The sequence below is a fragment of the Microbulbifer maximicatervae (SeqCode) genome, from assembly GCF_052467385.1.
Genome location: NZ_CP174311.1, coordinates 3,086,529 through 3,103,112, shown reverse-complemented (window position 1 = coordinate 3,103,112; position 16,584 = coordinate 3,086,529). Strand labels below are relative to the sequence as shown.

The 16,584-nt window shown below is 48.1% G+C and carries 14 protein-coding genes; 8 read left to right on the top strand and 6 right to left on the bottom strand.

What is annotated here, in order from left to right; all coding sequences use genetic code 11:
* Window positions 1-81 precede the first annotated feature (81 nt).
* Window positions 82-630, top strand: a complete 549-nt coding sequence (locus ACJJIR_RS13075) for an SRPBCC family protein (RefSeq protein ID WP_444905687.1) — start codon at window positions 82-84, stop codon at window positions 628-630.
* A gap of 96 nt (window positions 631-726) precedes the next feature.
* Here ACJJIR_RS13075 and ACJJIR_RS13070 read toward each other — a convergent pair whose 3' ends face one another.
* A complete protein-coding gene (locus ACJJIR_RS13070; protein WP_444905686.1) occupies window positions 727-2,898 on the bottom strand; it encodes a TonB-dependent hemoglobin/transferrin/lactoferrin family receptor in 2,172 nt (723 codons plus the stop codon).
* Window positions 2,899-3,127: 229 nt separating this feature from the next.
* On the opposite strand from ACJJIR_RS13070, the gene ACJJIR_RS13065 reads away from it, so the two are divergent.
* The 6 genes from ACJJIR_RS13065 (at window position 3,128) to ACJJIR_RS13040 (ending at window position 11,480) form a co-directional block, all read left to right on the top strand.
* On the top strand, window positions 3,128-3,658 hold the full coding sequence (locus ACJJIR_RS13065; RefSeq protein WP_413665263.1) for a MotA/TolQ/ExbB proton channel family protein: 531 nt from the start codon (window positions 3,128-3,130) through the stop codon (window positions 3,656-3,658).
* Window positions 3,658-4,011, top strand: coding sequence for a DUF2149 domain-containing protein (locus tag ACJJIR_RS13060; protein ID WP_444905685.1), 354 nt, complete (start codon window positions 3,658-3,660; stop codon window positions 4,009-4,011). Before ACJJIR_RS13065 ends, ACJJIR_RS13060 begins: the two co-directional genes overlap by 1 nt.
* A 2-nt stretch (window positions 4,012-4,013) precedes the next feature.
* Window positions 4,014-7,955, top strand: coding sequence for a cobaltochelatase subunit CobN (gene cobN, locus ACJJIR_RS13055; protein WP_444905684.1), 3,942 nt, complete (start codon window positions 4,014-4,016; stop codon window positions 7,953-7,955).
* Window positions 7,956-8,239: 284 nt separating this feature from the next.
* Entirely contained in the window at window positions 8,240-9,187 is a 948-nt protein-coding gene (locus ACJJIR_RS13050; RefSeq protein WP_444905683.1) for a hypothetical protein, read from the top strand.
* 612 nt (window positions 9,188-9,799) lie between these two features.
* Window positions 9,800-10,477 (top strand): protease inhibitor BamI-like protein, encoded by a 678-nt coding sequence (locus tag ACJJIR_RS13045; protein WP_444905682.1) that lies wholly within the window; start codon window positions 9,800-9,802, stop codon window positions 10,475-10,477.
* Window positions 10,478-10,709: 232 nt separating this feature from the next.
* On the top strand, window positions 10,710-11,480 hold the full coding sequence (locus ACJJIR_RS13040; protein WP_444905681.1) for a zinc-dependent metalloprotease family protein: 771 nt from the start codon (window positions 10,710-10,712) through the stop codon (window positions 11,478-11,480).
* Between the two features lie 105 nt (window positions 11,481-11,585).
* Here the strand turns inward: ACJJIR_RS13040 and ACJJIR_RS13035 are convergent, their stop codons facing one another.
* From ACJJIR_RS13035 to ACJJIR_RS13025, 3 genes are all read right to left on the bottom strand, one after another.
* On the bottom strand, window positions 11,586-11,942 hold the full coding sequence (locus ACJJIR_RS13035) for a DUF4870 domain-containing protein (protein ID WP_444905680.1): 357 nt from the start codon (window positions 11,940-11,942) through the stop codon (window positions 11,586-11,588).
* A gap of 46 nt (window positions 11,943-11,988) precedes the next feature.
* Entirely contained in the window at window positions 11,989-12,735 is a 747-nt protein-coding gene (locus tag ACJJIR_RS13030; protein ID WP_444905679.1) for a metallophosphoesterase family protein, read from the bottom strand.
* Window positions 12,736-12,822: 87 nt separating this feature from the next.
* Window positions 12,823-13,455, bottom strand: coding sequence for a LysE family translocator (locus ACJJIR_RS13025; RefSeq protein ID WP_444905678.1), 633 nt, complete (start codon window positions 13,453-13,455; stop codon window positions 12,823-12,825).
* 126 nt (window positions 13,456-13,581) lie between these two features.
* Here ACJJIR_RS13025 and ACJJIR_RS13020 point away from each other — a divergent pair, with 126 nt between their 5' ends.
* Window positions 13,582-14,658, top strand: coding sequence for an FAD-dependent oxidoreductase (locus ACJJIR_RS13020; RefSeq protein ID WP_444905677.1), 1,077 nt, complete (start codon window positions 13,582-13,584; stop codon window positions 14,656-14,658).
* 8 nt (window positions 14,659-14,666) lie between these two features.
* Here the strand turns inward: ACJJIR_RS13020 and ACJJIR_RS13015 are convergent, their stop codons facing one another.
* Window positions 14,667-15,884 (bottom strand): phytanoyl-CoA dioxygenase family protein, encoded by a 1,218-nt coding sequence (locus ACJJIR_RS13015; RefSeq protein WP_444905676.1) that lies wholly within the window; start codon window positions 15,882-15,884, stop codon window positions 14,667-14,669.
* A gap of 270 nt (window positions 15,885-16,154) precedes the next feature.
* Window positions 16,155-16,415, bottom strand: a complete 261-nt coding sequence (locus ACJJIR_RS13010) for a hypothetical protein (protein WP_444905675.1) — start codon at window positions 16,413-16,415, stop codon at window positions 16,155-16,157.
* Window positions 16,416-16,584: the final 169 nt, after the last annotated feature.

Below are 16,584 nucleotides of genomic sequence, written 5' to 3'. Positions count from 1 at the left end.
TATCAGTGCCGGTATTAAGTTTTTTAGTGGTGGAGGCAGTTGATGATACTAGACATCATATATGCGGTAATTATTCTGTATGTGTTGATTTGCCTGGTGCTGTATTTTAAAGACAAGTCCTACTTCTACAAAAATGCGGCCATTATACAAGCTCCACCCGAAGCCTTGTTTGATTATGTGGTAGACCTGCGAAATTGGGAAAGCAAATATCCGAACACTTTATTTGCGGAATACAATCTGGGGGGCGATAAGTCTACTGTAGGTAGCGTGGCGATCGAAAAATATTGGGGGATTACTGGCTACCACGTAATGAAGCATCAATTAATAAATTATGAGCGGCCCAACAAAATTTCCTGGGAGGGGAAGACGATTTACGGTGGTGCGCTGGTTCTATTATTTTTACCAATTACTAAACACATCACCGGCCATTTCAGTTACACCATTACCGAAATGAAGGGTGGGGCAAGTCACTGGGAGAGACAGTGTTATTTCAAAATGCACTCTGCGAACCCAATTTATCAGCTAGTGTACTTGCTTTATATGCCGCTGTTCAGACTTGAGCTGTTAAAAGCGTTGCGGCTATACCAGGCGGAAGTGAAAGAAATGATGGAGAAGATTTACACGGATTAATTGTATTTTTTGACGCCGCAAAATAAAAAAAGGCCGCATGGGAGTACGGCCATCAAGGGACTTATTTGCGAGATAGGAGAGTGTAAAACCCGTTAATTAAAAATCGTATCTGATTGACGCAGAGAAAGTACGTCCCGGCGCCGCATTGACAGAAAGATCGCTACCTTCATCCCAGCCTGCAACATTCAGGTAGGGAACGTAGTATTTATCCATCAGGTTGTTAACCGCCAAGTTCACAGACATGGAGTCCATTACCTGATAACCCAGGGTCCAGTCTACAGTGCCATAACCGGCAGTTTCAGTAGCGCCGTCGTTCACTTTTTCCATACGGTCTGCCCAGCGCACCAGTATCTGGCTGGAGAGTTTGGCTCCGCTGTAGCTTGCACCGACCACGCCAGAAAGTGGGCTGATGCTGGTTAGGTATTCACCGGTGGTGTCGTTTTCGCCGCGCTGGTAGCTGGCATTTGCAAACAACTCGATTGTTGGAGACAGGTACCAGCTGGCGCTCGCCTCTATACCTTTGATGGTGACAGATTCGATGTTCTGGTACTGGTACTGTTCAAATACATGGGAGAAACTGCCGTCATCACCATTTACAGATTCTTGGTGAATTAAAGTGGTTTCCAGGAAATCATCGTATTCGGTATAAAACGCTGCAGTACTGAAAGCTACAGGGCCCAGGTGTCCGCGCAGGCCGAGCTCGAAGGTGTCACTGGTTTCTGGTGACAAATCGTCGGCGGGCAGAACCTCGTAGATGTATTCGGAGGTAGGTTGCAGGTAATGCTCGATATAGGCTAAATCGTAGGCCGGCACTTTAAAGCCCTGTCCGTATTGGGCAAAGGCGGACAGTTTCGGATTGATTCGGTACAGCGTGCCCAGGTTGAAGGAAACATTGCTTTCTTCAATGGTGGCAAATGGAGTGTCATCAGACTTCAATGCACCGTTGGGGTCCATTTCGTACCAGTCGTAGCGCAGGCCCGGGGTAACGGTCAGCTGGCCATTGGCGAATGACATTTCGTCATTGATAAACAGGCCGGCGCGCGCCACTTCGTTTTCTGGGAATTTCTCGGTGGTGGAGTCCAGGGTGGAGCTACCCGCAACTTCACGGTATTGGTGAACGGTACGCTCGCTCTCCGTTTGCTCCAGGTCCAGACCGTAACCCAGGGTGTGGGTCTCATTCAGGGTTTTGCTGGCGTTGGACAGCAGGCCGATAGTGTCCTGGCGGTAGAGGCCGGTTTCCCACATGTCGCGGATTTCAATCACACCGAACATGGGGGCGTTGATGTCCAGTTGCCCGTACTGCTCGTCTTCCTGTTCAGACTTGTTGTTGTACAAGCTGATATTTACCTGATCGTAAATCGCAGTTGGAGTCTCGCTGTGGTAGCGGAGCTGGTATGCAGTGGTCTCTTTGTCGGAAACAGATTGTTCAGCGACGATGTTGTAGCCGTAGTCGGCCAGTCCGCGGAAGTAATACAGCAGGCCATCGGCACTGTCACCGACAGTTTCCTGGTTCCAGTGGTCGATGCTGAAACTGATAAAGTCTTCGCCACCCAGGTTGTACTTACCTTTGTACAGGATGCTCTTCGATTCAATCTCGAAGGGGTCCTGGGTTTCGTCGTAGTTCTGTTGTTCTTCACCATCGCGGAAGGTGGTGTGCAGCAGTTGCTCAAAATTGCCGGTGCGCAGGGCAAGGGTAGGGGAAACATTGTGCTGGCTGGTGATGCCGTTGTAGCCGGTCTTGATAGATCCGCCAAACTGCTCGCCATCTTCCAGGTAGTCGGAAGCATCTTTGGTGGTGAACACTACGATACCGGCAAGGGCGTCTGAACCGTACAGGGAGGAGGCTGCGCCTTTGGCAACTTCAACCTGCTTTAGGGTGTCCACTTCAATAAAGCCGCGACCAATAATGTCGTTTTGGCCATTGGCGCCATAACCCTCGTTCACCCGCATACCGTCTTTGATAATCAGTACACGGTCACCGCCCATGCCGCGCACCAGAATATTCTGCGCGCCGCCAGCCTCACCGGTTACTTCAACACCGGGCTCGTATTGGAACAGCTGGTTCATGTCATTGAGCTGAAGCTGCTCAATTTCTTCATTGGTCACCACGGAAACGCTGCCCGCAACGTCTTTCAGGGGTTTTTCTGCGCGCCCGCTGACGACGATCAGCTCGAGTTCATTGCTGGACGGAGAGGTCGGGGTCTCTGCGCACAGGTTTGAGGCGGAGGCTAAGCCCAAAATGGCTGCTGCTAGTGGGCGACGTTTCATGGTGAATTCCTTGATGTCGTTGATTCGGTCTGCTCGTTAAGGGTCTCTGGTTGCCCTTTCGCTTGGTCTTGTCGACCAGTTCGGAGCGAGATTATATGGATACTTATCAAAATGTAAAGGTAAATGCGAATCAATATCAATTAGATTAAATTTGACCTTAAAAGTTTCTTTGGGTACTTTCCGCTCAAATTTGTGAACGGCATCAATAGTGGGGCTTGGGAGGCTTGCAGTGAATATTCAATCAATTGAGACCTTAATGGCGGATGTGGCCGACCTGTTTATGGCCCCAGTATTACTGGCGATCCTGGTACTTTTTATCTACTCGCTTTATGCCGCCGGGCGCTTTATTTCACTGTGGATGCTTCGCCGTAAAAATGCCGGAGCCTATCGGTTGGCATTGAAGCAAGGTCGGGTTGAGCGCCTGCCGGGCTACCAGGTGCACAACTTTTACGTGAATAACCCTTTGGCATGTGACGACGAATTGGAAGTTTTTGCGTTGAGAAAACTGGAACTTCTTCGCATGGCTACCCGAATCGCGCCCATGTTGGGTTTGATTGCCACCATGATTCCTATGGGGCCGGCACTTCGCGCGCTGGCCGATGGCAATATCCAGGGAATTAGTGAAAACCTGATTATTGCTTTCGCCGCTGTGATCTGGGGCTTGGTAATCTCCACAATTACCTTCTGGCCCGCCTCAGTGAAAAAACGCTGGTTTGCCTCTGAGCTGATCAATATCCGCAAGCTGAAGGAGGCCGACTGATGCGCTTCCTCGACGAAGATGAAGAACTGAATCCTATTCTGAGTGCGGTGAACCTGATCGATGTGTTTCTGGTCATTATCGCCGCGCTGCTGATTGCCATTGCGCAAAATCCCTTGAACGTTTTTTCCAATGAAAAGGTCACGGTGATTAAAAATGCCGGCGAACCCAATATGGAAGTGATCGTCAAGGACGGTAAGGAAATCAAACAATACAAATCCACCGGGGAAATTGGCTCAGGGGAGGGCACCCGTGCGGGAGTGGCTTACCAGATGGCCGATGGCAGCCTGGTTTATGTACCGGAAGGGGAAGGTAAAGAAGCTCCCGCCGGTGAAAAAGCTTCGGGGGGGAATTAGTGGTGCGTAATAAACTGTGGGCACAGTTTGTGTGCCTATTGATGAGCTTGGCTTTTGCAACCTTTGCCCAGGCCAGTGATAAACCCAAAGTACTCTTGATGATGTCGAGCCACACGGCCAAGGCAAAAGGTACATTGCTGACTGATCTCTCTGCAGACCAACCCTTTGAGCTGGAGATCTTTAACAGCAAAGGTAAGAGCGATGAGGAAATTGACCTGGCCTGGTCTTCCGCTGAACTGATAATGCTGGATGGCATCAACCCGGCGCTTTCTGCTTTTATGTTTGGCAAGTTCCAGCCAATGCTGGCCAAGCATCCGCAAGTTCCGGTGATTTCCCTGGGGGATGCAGATAATAAGTCCATGAACCAGGGGTTGGCAGAATTCGAGCATCGGGCGATTGCCGCTTATTTTAATAATGCGGGCCGCAAAAACTACCGTCATATGATGCAGTTTTTGTCGGCAGAGGTATTTGAATTTTCCAGTGGCTCAGTACCGGAACCGATAATTGTACCCAAGGTGGGTTTTTATCATCCCCGCTTGGAGCAGCTTGTCACCGATAAAGAGGAATTTTTCTTTGACTGGTTAAAGCCCGCTGAGCAGCAACCAGTGATTGCCGTGGCCATCCATCGCTCCGTGGTGGATTACGAGCAGCAGCAGGTTGTCGACACCCTGTTGAATGGTCTTGAGGCTAAAGGTGCCAAGGCTTTCGCCTTCTTCTTTGAAGGCGAAGACTTGCCGCTTTCCTATCCAGAATTATTGCAAACCGAAAGCGGCAATACCCGTGTTGACTTGATGATTAATTACCGCTCCCTGCACTATGTCAGCAAGCGCCGCGCTGAATTTGAGAAGTTGGGAGTGCCGGTTATTCACGCGCTCAATTACACCGAGGGTAGTGAAGAAGAATATTTTGCTGATAATAGCGGTGTATCTCCATCCCTGACTCCATTCTTCCTGGTAATGCCTGAAGATACTGGCAGCATCGATCCGGTGATTATCGCTGCTAATAAAGACGGCAATAAAGTAGTGATGGATGTACAGATGCAGGCCTTGATAGAGCGCGCCTGGAATCACGCCTCCCTCGTTTATCAAAGCAACACCAATAAAAAGGTGGCAACGTTTATTTGGAACTACCCGCCCGGGGAAAAAAATATCGGTGCGGCTTTCCTGGATGTGCCCAGCTCAATTGAGTCGATTGCCCAGGCAATGCGCGAAAGAGGCTATGAGGTACATATCAGGGATTCAAAAACCCTTATCGATTGGGCCGGGCAGTTGTTGCGCCCTTATTATCGTCGCGAAGACAGCGTAGCCTTGATCGATAAAGGGCTGGCTGATTGGATGCCGCTGTCCACCTATCAAGCCTGGTTTGACCAACTGCCTGCAACTGTGCGGGATCCTATTGTAGAGCGTTGGGGCAAGCCAGAAGACAATGCCATGTTGGCCGAACATAACGGCGAGCCTGCATTTGTTATTCCCCGGATGACCCTCGGCAATTTGATTGTGTTGCCGCAAGGCGTTCGCGCGGACAATGCCAAGGATCACTCTTCCCTATACCACGATATGAAAACCCCGGTGAATCACGCCTACCTGGCGGTTTACCTCTATGCGCGGGAAACCTTTGGTGCCGATGCCTATATTCACCTGGGAACCCATGGCTCCCAGGAGTGGCTCAGTGGTAAAGAGCGGGGCCTGTCGGTTTACGATGCACCTAGTTTGGCCCTGGGAAATATCCCGGTGTTCTACCCCTACATTATCGATAATGTGGGAGAGGCTATGCAGGCCAAGCGCCGTGGCCGTGCCACCATGATCAGCCACTTAACCCCAGGCTTTGCGAAAGCGGGCCTATATGCGGAAGTGGCTGAGTTGTCCGAGTTAATTGGCAATTACCTGGTATTGTCTGAGGGGCAGACCCGGGCCAATACCCAAGAGCGTATTATCGGTCTGGCCGAAGAGCTCAATATGCTCAAGGATCTGGAAATCAGTGCTGAAGCCTTAAGTGCGGATTTTGATGGCCAACTGAGCCGCTTGCAGGATCATTTGGGTCAATTGGCAGAGATGAGCCAGCCGCTGGGCATCCATCGTTTTGGTCAGCTGCCCAAAACCGAACACCTCACCAGCACCATCCTGCAAATGTTGGGTGAAGGGTTTATCACCGCAGCGGATGAATATGAGGTGGAGCACGGGTTGCGTTTGCCGGAAGAGCAAACCCGGGACGAGCGCAATGTTGTGGCTTTGGAAGCGCAGGCGGGGTTCCAGTTGCTGGATACCTTCCTAGAGGGCGGTGAGCTGGAGCAGGTTCCTGAGCCCTTGCAGGCCCAGTTGGACCAGGCCCGGGAATACTCCGATAACTTTGCCAAAATTGCCGAGCTGGAAAACCTGATGTCGGCACTCGATGGTAACTACATTCCTGTAAGCCATGGGGGTGACCCGATTCGCAACCCACAGGCGGTGCCCACCGGCCGTAACCTGATTGGCTTTAACCCGGCTAAGGTGCCGTCGAAGGAAGCCTATGAAGCTGGTGTACAGCTGATGGACCAGACCATTGCTGACTACCATGCAAAGCATGGCCGCTTCCCGGACAAGTTGGCATTTTCCCTGTGGTCCCTTGAAACCATGCGCCACCAGGGAGCCCTGGAAGCCCAGATCCTGCACGCCCTGGGCCTAAAACCCAAGTGGAACCAGCAGGGCAATGTTACCGGTACAGAAGTTATTCCCTATTCGGAATTAAAGCGCCCGCGTATTGATGTCGTAATCTCTGCGACAGGCCTTTATCGGGATGCCTTCCCTAACGTGATGCTGTGGTTGGCAGAAGCCATCGATAAAGTGGCGCAGATGAAAGAAGACAATAACTTTGTCTACCGCCACAGCCAGGCATTGCAACAGCAGCTGCTGGAAGACGGCAACAGTGAAGAGGATGCTCGCTATTTGTCATCGGTGCGTATCTTCTCCAATGAAAGCGGCAACTATGGAACGGGCCTTGCCGCCGCCAGTCTGGCCTCTGACAGTTGGGAGGGGGATGACAAGCTCGCTGACCTCTATATGCGCCGTATGGGCTTTGCCTATGGTAAAGATGAATCCCGCTGGAGCGAGGATCAGCGCAGTGTTGAGCTGTACGGCAAAGTGCTGTCTGGCACTGATGGGGTGATTTTTTCCCGCTCCACCAACCTCTACGCCATGATGACCAATGACGATCCCTTCCAATACTTTGGCGGTATCGGTCTGGCGGTTCGCAATCTGGATGGCGCCACGCCGGAAATGTATGTTTCCAATTTGCGTCGCAAAGATAACGTAAAAGCGCAAACCCTTGCGGAGTTCGTCAACCAGGAAATGCGCAGCCGTTACTTCCACCCCCGCTGGATTGAGGCGATGCAGGATTCCGGCTACGCAGGCGCTACCGCTATCCTGGATCGCGTCAACAATATGTGGGGCTGGGAAGTAATGACCCCGGAAACCATTCGCGACGACCAATGGCAGGAAATGTTTGAAGTCTACGTGGATGACAAATATGAAATGGACATGCGCGAATTCTTCGAAGAGCACAATGCCGAGGCCCTGGCCCAGATGTTGGAGCGAATGCTGGAAGCGGTGCGCAAGGGATATTGGGATGCGAAGCCTGAAACCCTGGAGAAAATGGTAGAGACCTACACCGAGCTGGCAAATCAGTTTGATGTGGCTACCGACAATGACAAGTTCAAGGAATTCGTCAATCAGCAGGCACTAGGGTTCGGCCTTGCGGCCCTGGCCAATGCCCAGGTATTGGATAACCCTCAGGTTAACAGCGCCAATGCTGCGCAACAGGTCAGTGGCCAGAAGCTGGAGCAGGTTGCAGAGCCGACTCCCAGTGATAAGCCGGAAAAGCTGATATGGCTACTGTTGATGGCTATAGTGTTGGCTGGCTTTGTCAGCGGTTTCTTTGATCATAAGTGGGTGCGAACCAAGCCCGCTTAATGCCCTTCTTTAACGGCACCCGATCTGCTTAAAGCCGGGTGCCGTTAACCCCCCTCTGCTTTACCCCTTTCGTGTAAATAATCTTAAAGCTGCCTCGGCTACAGGGTTAAGAATTGTTGACCCCGGCAACTATTACTCTCTTACTGTGTTAGCTTTCTATATAGAAGGTGAAAAGTGCATTTTGATTACTTTGTAAATCATTAAGCTTGCAGCTTGTAAGATTAATAGGGCTACAGCTTGGTGAGCTTCTGACTAAAGCTGTCTCTTGAAAGGAGGTTGGAACGATGGGAAAACGGTATCAGGCGGCCTTCCTGGGCCTTATATCGATTACGGCAAATGCCTGGTCTCTGGAAAACCCTTACTCGAGCAATGGGGCGGTGGCTGAGGGTTCTGCCAAAGTAGAAACGGAGAACCTGTTTTCCTGTGCTTCTGGTCGCTCCCGGTTGTCGCCAATGGGGGTGAAGCAGGTAGAGGGCAAAGCCTTTACCGTTCCGGCTGAAGTGAATTACAGCAAGCGGTACTTTGCTGGGGATCTCTATAACCAGTGCTCTGGGGTCACTCCATCCTCATTGGATGATATTGATCTTACAAAGGTACCGGTGGTCGATATCGACAAAGAAGGTGAGGTGGTTACCGGTTATATCTTTGCCGACAATTATTTTGAGCTATATATCAATGGCAAGTTAGTTGCTGTTGATCCGGTTCCATTTACGCCGTTTAACTCCAGTGTGGTTAAGTTCAGGGTGAAGAGACCCTACGATATCGCTGTAAAAGCGGTTGACTGGGAGGAGAACTTAGGGGAAGGCACAGAGAGTAACAGAGGTGTCCGCACCCATGCCGGTGACGGTGGCTTTATTGCAAGCTTTTCAGATGGTACCAAGACGAATTCAAAGTGGCATGCACAAACTTTTTATACAGCACCTATTTATGATTTGGGGTGCTTGAAAGAGCGGGGAGAAGAGCGAACCTCCTCGGACTGTGCTGAGAGGCCCCCAAAACCAGGTGCACAAGTCTATTCTCTGCACTGGGATATTCCGAAAAATTGGAAAGTCGACGATCGCTATCTTTCTTGGCCTTATGCGACAGAGTACTCGGAGCAGCAGATAGGTGTGGACAATAAAAACGCGTATATGAATTTTCGGGAACAGTTTTATGGCAGTGGAGCTAAATTTATCTGGTCAAAAAACATAGTCCTGGATAATTTGGTGTTGTTGCGCTATCGAGTTGAGTAACAGTGTCGTCATTGGCCAATTAATTGCTGTGCGTTGAAGTCACTGCGCACAGCTTTATCTCTACCCAGCCAAGAATAAATAGATTGTCTGAATTGCCTGCCTAGTTACGATTTTCCAGTTTGTCCTTATATTCACTTTTTCTCACAGAAAATTCCATTCCAAAATGGAATAGAAATTTGAGCTTCAACTTTTTTCTTCTATTGCCTTTCGTACACTGAAATTATTAATTCTGCTTAAAAATCTACCAAATTTGTTTCTTGTGAAACTTATTTTTTGGTTTTTTGTAGGTGACTCCTGATCGTATTTGGGGGAATCTCGCCACTGGTATTTGGCTTGAACTAATTTGGTGTAAAAAGGGTTTTCGTGAAATATGTCTGCTTTAATTCCGACGTTCCCCACAGTTTTGAAAAATAATTTAGATTCTGTTCAATTTTTATGAAAATTATGTGAAAAATTTCCCAAAAAAAAGCTGCGTGATAATTAGGATCGATCGTCTCAACTAAATATCGAATGTTAAGAATCGTAAAGATGCCAACATGAGGTAGGGCTGGTTAAGCTGTCGATAGGACGTGCTTTGCCGTTGCACGTAGCATTATTTTGAGAGAAAAGCTTGTGAGAAAAATAATTCCTCTCGTCGCCATTGCAGTGGCAGCAGGGTATTTCGTTTGGGCCAAAAGCCAATCTGAAGGTCAAAAACCAGTCGCTGAGCTAGAAAAGCCCAAGCCAGCTATCAGTAAATCTGCTCAAAAAGCAGAGCCGCTTAAACCTGAGGAGGTTCAGGTGGGTGAAGAGGAGCTCCTCGAAAGTGATGAAGAAAAAGCACTTTGGGTTGAGTCAGAGCTGGCCAGGGAAGCTCTTCATGAAAATGGTCGCCTACCCGTAGATCTCAATGGTGAAACCTATCTCGAGCTGGATATTGATATGCTCCGGAATCTCACTGTTGGTGATTACGTCGACATTGACTTGCCAGGTATTGAAGGTGATTACGATGCTCAGGTTGGCAGTATCGAAGAGCATGCCAGCGGCAACAAAAGCCTACAATTAAATTTTCCGGGGATGACTCGCCTGCATGGCGCAACTTTTACGCTCGGAGCAAATTCTGTTTATGCACAACTAAACTTACCTTCCGGATCATATACTATGGAAGCTCAGGGTAGTTATGCGTGGATAGCGCCTAATGGTGCATTAATTAAAAACCACGTAGAGAAACACGATAAGGATATGTCCTCGGAAGCACCTCGTGAAAAGACCTGGTCGGATGACGATGTTCCGCTAAACGACTTCAAATAAGAAGAAATTGATTCAAGGTAATTATGCTTTGAGTTAATAGTCAGGCAAAGGAAGGCCCAAGAAAATCCTGCAGATACCGGGGGCTCGTCTCCTCAGGCGGTTAAAAGGCTAGGGATAGCTTTTTGATCGAGTCAGGGTATTAAAAGCGTATTGTTACTCCTTTGGGCAGCAATTTTATTTAATTGCTGGGGGAGGAGTGTGCACTACTTATTATAATAAAAGGAGTCTTATAATGAACCTGAAGAAAAGCCTGGCTGCTGCTATTGCAGCACTGACCGTTTCTGGCGCTGCGAGTGCCGATACTGTCGATATCGCTATTATGTACACTGCACCAGCTGCGGAGTATACCGGTGATATCTCAGCCAAAATCGATAACTATATCAGCTATGCCAACAATTCCTTTTCAAGGAATGGTGTTGATATCCAGTTGAACCTGGTAGACACCTGGCAAGCTTCCAGTTCAGATTTTCGTGTAAACGAAGAGACCCTGGACCTGATTACCTTCCACAACACTGTGAATAACTGGCGATCCTCTGAAAAGGCGGATATGGTGGTTTTCCTGGGTAAAGCTGAAGAAACCGTAATCGACGGCAATACTTACATTACCTGTGGTATTGCCTGGGTTGGACAGGGTAGCAATGGCACCATGTACTCCAGCGCAAAAGAGCGTGCTTACAGCGTAACTGGCGTTGACTGTGGTTATAACACCTTCGTTCACGAGCTGGGCCACAATATGGGTCTGGTTCACTCAACCAAGCAGGGTGATACCTCTGGTGGCGTTTACTCTTACGGTATGGGTCACGGTGTAGACAACAAGTTCTCTACCATCATGGCTTACCCTTGGAGATACGGCGAAAACGTTACCCAGTACGATTGGTTCTCTGATCCTGACTGGTACGAGTGTGGTGGCTTGGCCTGTGGTGAGCGCTCAAACGGCGTAGACGTTTCAAACGCTTACCGTGCTCTCGGTCCTATCACTGATGATCTCTCTGGTTACTACTAATCGGCACTAATTTGCTGAAAGTAATTGTAGAGATTACTGGCTTATAGCCAAGGGAAATCGGGAGGTGCTCTCCCGATTTTCCATCTGAAAAGAACGGTTAATTAATTAACCAAAAAACCGAATACTGAGTGGGTAGCGCCAGAATAGGCCTTCATTGGCCCGGATTGCACCAATCACAATAAATATAACATTGATTATTGCTAATGCAATCAGCCCCAAAATACCGATAACAAAAAATATCATTATGACGGAAATTATAGAATAGATAAGCAGGCTTAACATCCAGTTAAATATCATCTTGCCGTGTTTATCGATTTCTTGAGAGCGGTCCCTTGTTGTTGCCCACATAATAATGGGTAAAACAAAACCAGCACCAGGAATTACGATCCAAGCCAATTGACTTAGATGAAGCAGCATTATGAAGGTATTTAGTTCCATATCCCAAGGGCGATAATCTTCCATTTGGCGACTTTCCTTTTGATTCAATGTCCTATGCAAGCTGACTTACCTAGCTGGCTCGTCCGGTTGATAGATAGAAACCCCAGTCATCTCTCCCTTGCGCAATAGCAGCTTGAACAGCTTTATCTGTATCATAACTTACCTTAAAAAATTCTGCGCTCCAGGCTCCATTTTTGCTTCTCTCTATCAGGGCGTAACTCGCATGGGGGCTAAAGGTTTCCATTATATGGGGTTGCGGTTCACTGTCAGTGTAAGCCGGTAGCCCAACGCTGCCTGGATTTACGACCAGCTGGCCACTACCGACAGAGACACAGCGTGGTTGATGTGTATGCCCACATAGAATGACTTTTGAGGAAATCTTTCCAAGGAGGTTGAGGATTTCATGGTTGGAGCGTATCTGGGGGCGGCCGCTGCTGGTATCTTCCAGCAGATATATGAGGTCACTACTGGGTGTTCCATGGCAAAGAAAGACTTCATCGGTGATTTGTAAGCTGGGTGGTAACTGCTTCATCCATAATAGTGGTTTAACACCAAGGTCTTTCAGAATAAATTGCAGGGTTGGGTTCCTTTCTATTTCGGTAGATGTGGCTTCATATATTTGCCGGTCCTGATTACCGCGAATTGTCGTGTAACCTTGCTCCATTAAGCGTTCATAGGTGAGTCGTGGCGCAATAGGGCCATATAAAATATCACCCAGGTTCACCGTTAGATCGGCGCCTCTCTTTTTTAGATCAGCAACAATGGCATCGAGGGCATAAACATTGCTATGGATGTCAGACAGGACCGCTATTCGCATTGAGCTCTCCGCTGGACTGCTGAAAGTACTTTGACTGCCGCTATATTTTCACAGAAAGCTTCCTGTCGTCCATAAAACTATAAAAAATCAGCGGTCAAAAGCCAGGCGAGAGGCCAAGCCGAGGAAAATAACTCCAAGAAAACCATCCAGGTGCCGCTGAATATTGGCCTGTGTAGCAAGAGATTTTCCCAGCTTGCTAAACGATAGGGATACCAGGGTGTTAAAAGCCAGCGCTGTAATGCTTAAGAGTACGCCCAATACAAGGGTTTGGGGCGTGATTGCTTGGGATGATACGGTAAATTGAGGCAGGAAAAGGCTAAAGAAAAGTAGGGCTTTGGGGTTCATTAGGTTGTTGAGTAAGCCCCGGGCGATCAGCTGTGTTGCCGGCAGAACCACGGTATCTGGTTGGTTATTTTGTGTCACTCTATTTGAGCGCCAGTTGCGAAGGAGTGACAATCCAAGCCAAATTAAATATACGGCGCCTACCAGTTTTACTACCAGTGCTACCAGAGGCATCGTCTGCATGATATGTCCGAGTCCGAGAGCAACTAGCGCCGTTTGCACCATCCCGGCAGTAAAAATGCCCAATGAGATCATTGCTCCTGCAGTAAATCCGCGAGCCGAAGAGTAAGCAGATATTAACAGTAGGTCAGGACCAGGGGAGGCCGCTAGAACAATCGCTGCGATCAAGAAGGCGGGTAAAATACTGAGGTCGATCATATGAGGGGTGCCCTGAAATTGCGATTTTATCACAGCAGGTGAGCTTACTTCTATGATGGCCGTGCCTTGCTTTTTCCCTGGCTTCTACAATAGAAGTGAGTTCTACGACAGGGTGCAATGGTACCAGTGAGCCATATAGACCGGGTGTTAGTGGTTGGTGCGGGTCCAACGGGGTTGGCGGCAGCTTGTGCTTTGTCTTTCTATGGAATCAAATGCCGAATAGTTGAACGCCGTAGCAAGCCCAGTGAACTCTCTCGGGCAGTCGGTATTTTTCCCTGCACCATCAGGCGCCTTCTTAAGGTTGGTGTTTCAGATAATTTGGTCTCTGAGGCGATGCGACTCTGCAAAGTTCAATATCTTCAAGCGGGTAGGCCGCTGTTATTTTTGGACAACCGGGGCGATGCATATAAAGAGTATGTGGGCTTTGGGTTACCGCAAAATCGCACTGAGGAGATTTTGAAGGACGCTCTGCTCACGCAGGGTGTTGTAGTTGAATACGGTATTGCCGCTACTGAGGTGGGCTCTAGTGAGCACAGAGTGGAAGTCACCCTGTCTGACGGCAGTGTCGAATGCTTTGACTGGTTAATTGCTGCTGACGGAGTTCATTCAACAATTCGTGAAAAGCTGGGCATTCCCTTTCCGGGTATAGATTTGCCACAACCCTGGGGGGTTGCTGATGTGGACACAGAGGAGAAGTGTGACCCTGACTTGATTAGTGTAGATATTCAGAAGCCCGGCAATCAATTTACGATTGTTTTGCCCATGGGGAAGCAGCGATTAAGAGTAGTTGCTACCCAGCCAGATGCATTAGCAGCCTTACATCAACCGTTAAACATCAGTAATATCCGCCGCTCCGGTAGTTTTCAAATTTCCATTCGCCAGGCGAAAAGTTATCGCTCCCAGCGCGTACTTTTAGTGGGAGATGCCGCTCACTGCCATTCTCCGGTAGGTGGTAAAGGTATGAACCTGGGTATTGCCGATGCGATAGCTGCGGTTGATGCCATTATAAACGGCACAGTAGATAGTTATTCTGATGAGAGGCATAAAATAGGCGCGGCGACTATCCGGAAGACAGAAATTATTAGACGAATTATTAGTTCAAATGCCTGGGTGAATATAGAGTTGGTTCGTATTCTGGCAAAGCTTATTGTAACTTTCCCTGTAGTGCGACATGCCTATATCCAAAACCTGACAAAGCTCTAAGAGGTTGGTTATTCCTTAAGGATTTTGTTGTAGCCATAGGTATCATTGCCGTAGACCTGGAAAGTGCTGACGTCGGGAATATCATATTCAATTAAACCCTCGTCAGTTGAATACATGTCCTTGCCATAAGGGGCTACTTTTACGTGGTTAGCAGTGCATCTTGCTACAAAGGAAAATCGCCCTTGAGTCTTACTGCTGTTTGGGTATGAGGCATGCATGTTTAATGATGAGAAAATCAAGCACTCTCCAGCCTTCATCTTAATATCCTTTACTTCGAACTGGTCAAAGAAATCTTCTCCAATCAACTTGAGAGCAGTAAATAGGACAAGAGCACTTTTGTTAAACGTCCTTCCATAAAAAGCGACCTTTACTGCGTGGTATAGATAAACTGGCGACAGGGGTAGTAAGGATAAGTAGAATATCTTGTTATTGGGCGTAAAATTATAAAGATAGTCGATCCTGGCGTCGGTAAAGGAGCCTGCCAGTATCCGCAAACATCCATTTTCGGGGGTGGAATCTGTGAGAGCAACCCAAGCATTTAGTTGGATTATTGCTGGAGAAGTTTCTTGAGTAGGTTGTAACTTCGCATATTTCCCGGCCTCTCTAAAAGTTGCATTTTGGTGCCAAGGGGTTTCGTCGGTTCCTGGTAATTTATGAAAGAACTGGCTGCGCCAACACAAAACTTCATGTCCGAGAAGGCTGGCGAGACGTTGGGATATTTGGGGCTTTCGGATCAACTCCCGAAATGGCTTAAGTCGCAGTGCTTGGTACAATCCCGCATAGTCTATTGACCAGCGTCCATGTTTCTTCTCTATTTGGGGAATATGCTGCCCCAAATAACAAGTACCCTGGAAATCACTGTCGTACTCCTCTAGGGCCAGTACCTTCAGTTGTTCGGCCCCCTTTTTGTCAATTGCTTGGAAAGGGGGGAGATATCCATTCTGCTCAAAAAACGAGAGGTCTCCATCGCTGAGAAAAAAGTTGTCATCTCCCCCTGCATTTGACCATTTTCTTGGTAGGTTTATCTTTAAGTCTTTTAGCTGATCAAGTGTTTCTAATAGCTTTTGTTTTTTAGTTTTCTGCCAGGGTAGGATGAATACTCGATAAAGTAGTATTGTTGTGACTCCAGCTAATATTTTGAGGTGCTGAATATTTGAGATTGGAAAATTAGCAGTGTCCGCCAGGTTGCTCATTCCTCTGAACATTTTTTTTAGTGTATCGCTCACCGATTTATTCCTGCGATTAAGAGGTTGTCAGGCAAAATTTGGGGTCAATATTGAATCTGTCATGAACCTGTTTTAGGTGTCATTATTCGTTCATTAATACTAGGCAATTACTGAACCGCCTGTTGGCGCAATAGTTTGGAGTGTATCCTAGGTCGAGGAAGACGACATGATCTATGGGAGAAAGGGGGGTATTATTGGCCCAGGTCTTGGTAATCAATTGCTAGGATTATTGATTGCCAAATTTAGGACCTGTTGGGGCATTCTGTGTTACTAGCAGCAGTTTGATGCTGCTGATTCTTTAGCGCAAACACGGTTTTCATTTTTCTGGCAGATACTGGTGTCATCCCCAAGAAAATTCAACTCCAGCCTGCGAGCAGCTTGATAATTTCCTGCCAGCTCATCTGCAATAGAGCGAACCTGCTCATATCCCGTCAGCATTAGGAAAGTAGGTGCCCGACCATAGGATTTAATACCAGCAATATAAAATCCCTTATTATGATGGGATAGTTCCTCAGCGCCATGTGCTTTCATCGAGCTACATGAGTGGTGGTTTGGTTCTATCATTGGAGCAAGGACCTTAGGCGCCTCTACAATATGATCTATATCATGTAACGAATAGCCATAATAGGTTTTGTTAATGTATTTTCATCCGCTTTGAAGTGTGATTTATGGTGCCAAGAGATCCTTTTACGGAATGCTT

What these genes read in the sequence shown, in the direction of transcription:
- ACJJIR_RS13050 (WP_444905683.1), top strand. Translation starts at nt 8,240, where the DNA reads ATGGGAAAACGGTATCAGGCGGCCTTCCTGGGCCTTATATCGATTACG.
- ACJJIR_RS13035 (WP_444905680.1), bottom strand. Translation starts at nt 11,942, where the DNA reads ATGGAAGATTATCGCCCTTGGGATATGGAACTAAATACCTTCATAATG.
- ACJJIR_RS13025 (WP_444905678.1), bottom strand. Translation starts at nt 13,455, where the DNA reads ATGATCGACCTCAGTATTTTACCCGCCTTCTTGATCGCAGCGATTGTT.
- ACJJIR_RS13010 (WP_444905675.1), bottom strand. Translation starts at nt 16,415, where the DNA reads ATGAAAGCACATGGCGCTGAGGAACTATCCCATCATAATAAGGGATTT.
- ACJJIR_RS13030 (WP_444905679.1), bottom strand. Translation starts at nt 12,735, where the DNA reads ATGCGAATAGCGGTCCTGTCTGACATCCATAGCAATGTTTATGCCCTC.
- ACJJIR_RS13070 (WP_444905686.1), bottom strand. Translation starts at nt 2,898, where the DNA reads ATGAAACGTCGCCCACTAGCAGCAGCCATTTTGGGCTTAGCCTCCGCC.
- ACJJIR_RS13060 (WP_444905685.1), top strand. Translation starts at nt 3,658, where the DNA reads ATGCGCTTCCTCGACGAAGATGAAGAACTGAATCCTATTCTGAGTGCG.
- ACJJIR_RS13040 (WP_444905681.1), top strand. Translation starts at nt 10,710, where the DNA reads ATGAACCTGAAGAAAAGCCTGGCTGCTGCTATTGCAGCACTGACCGTT.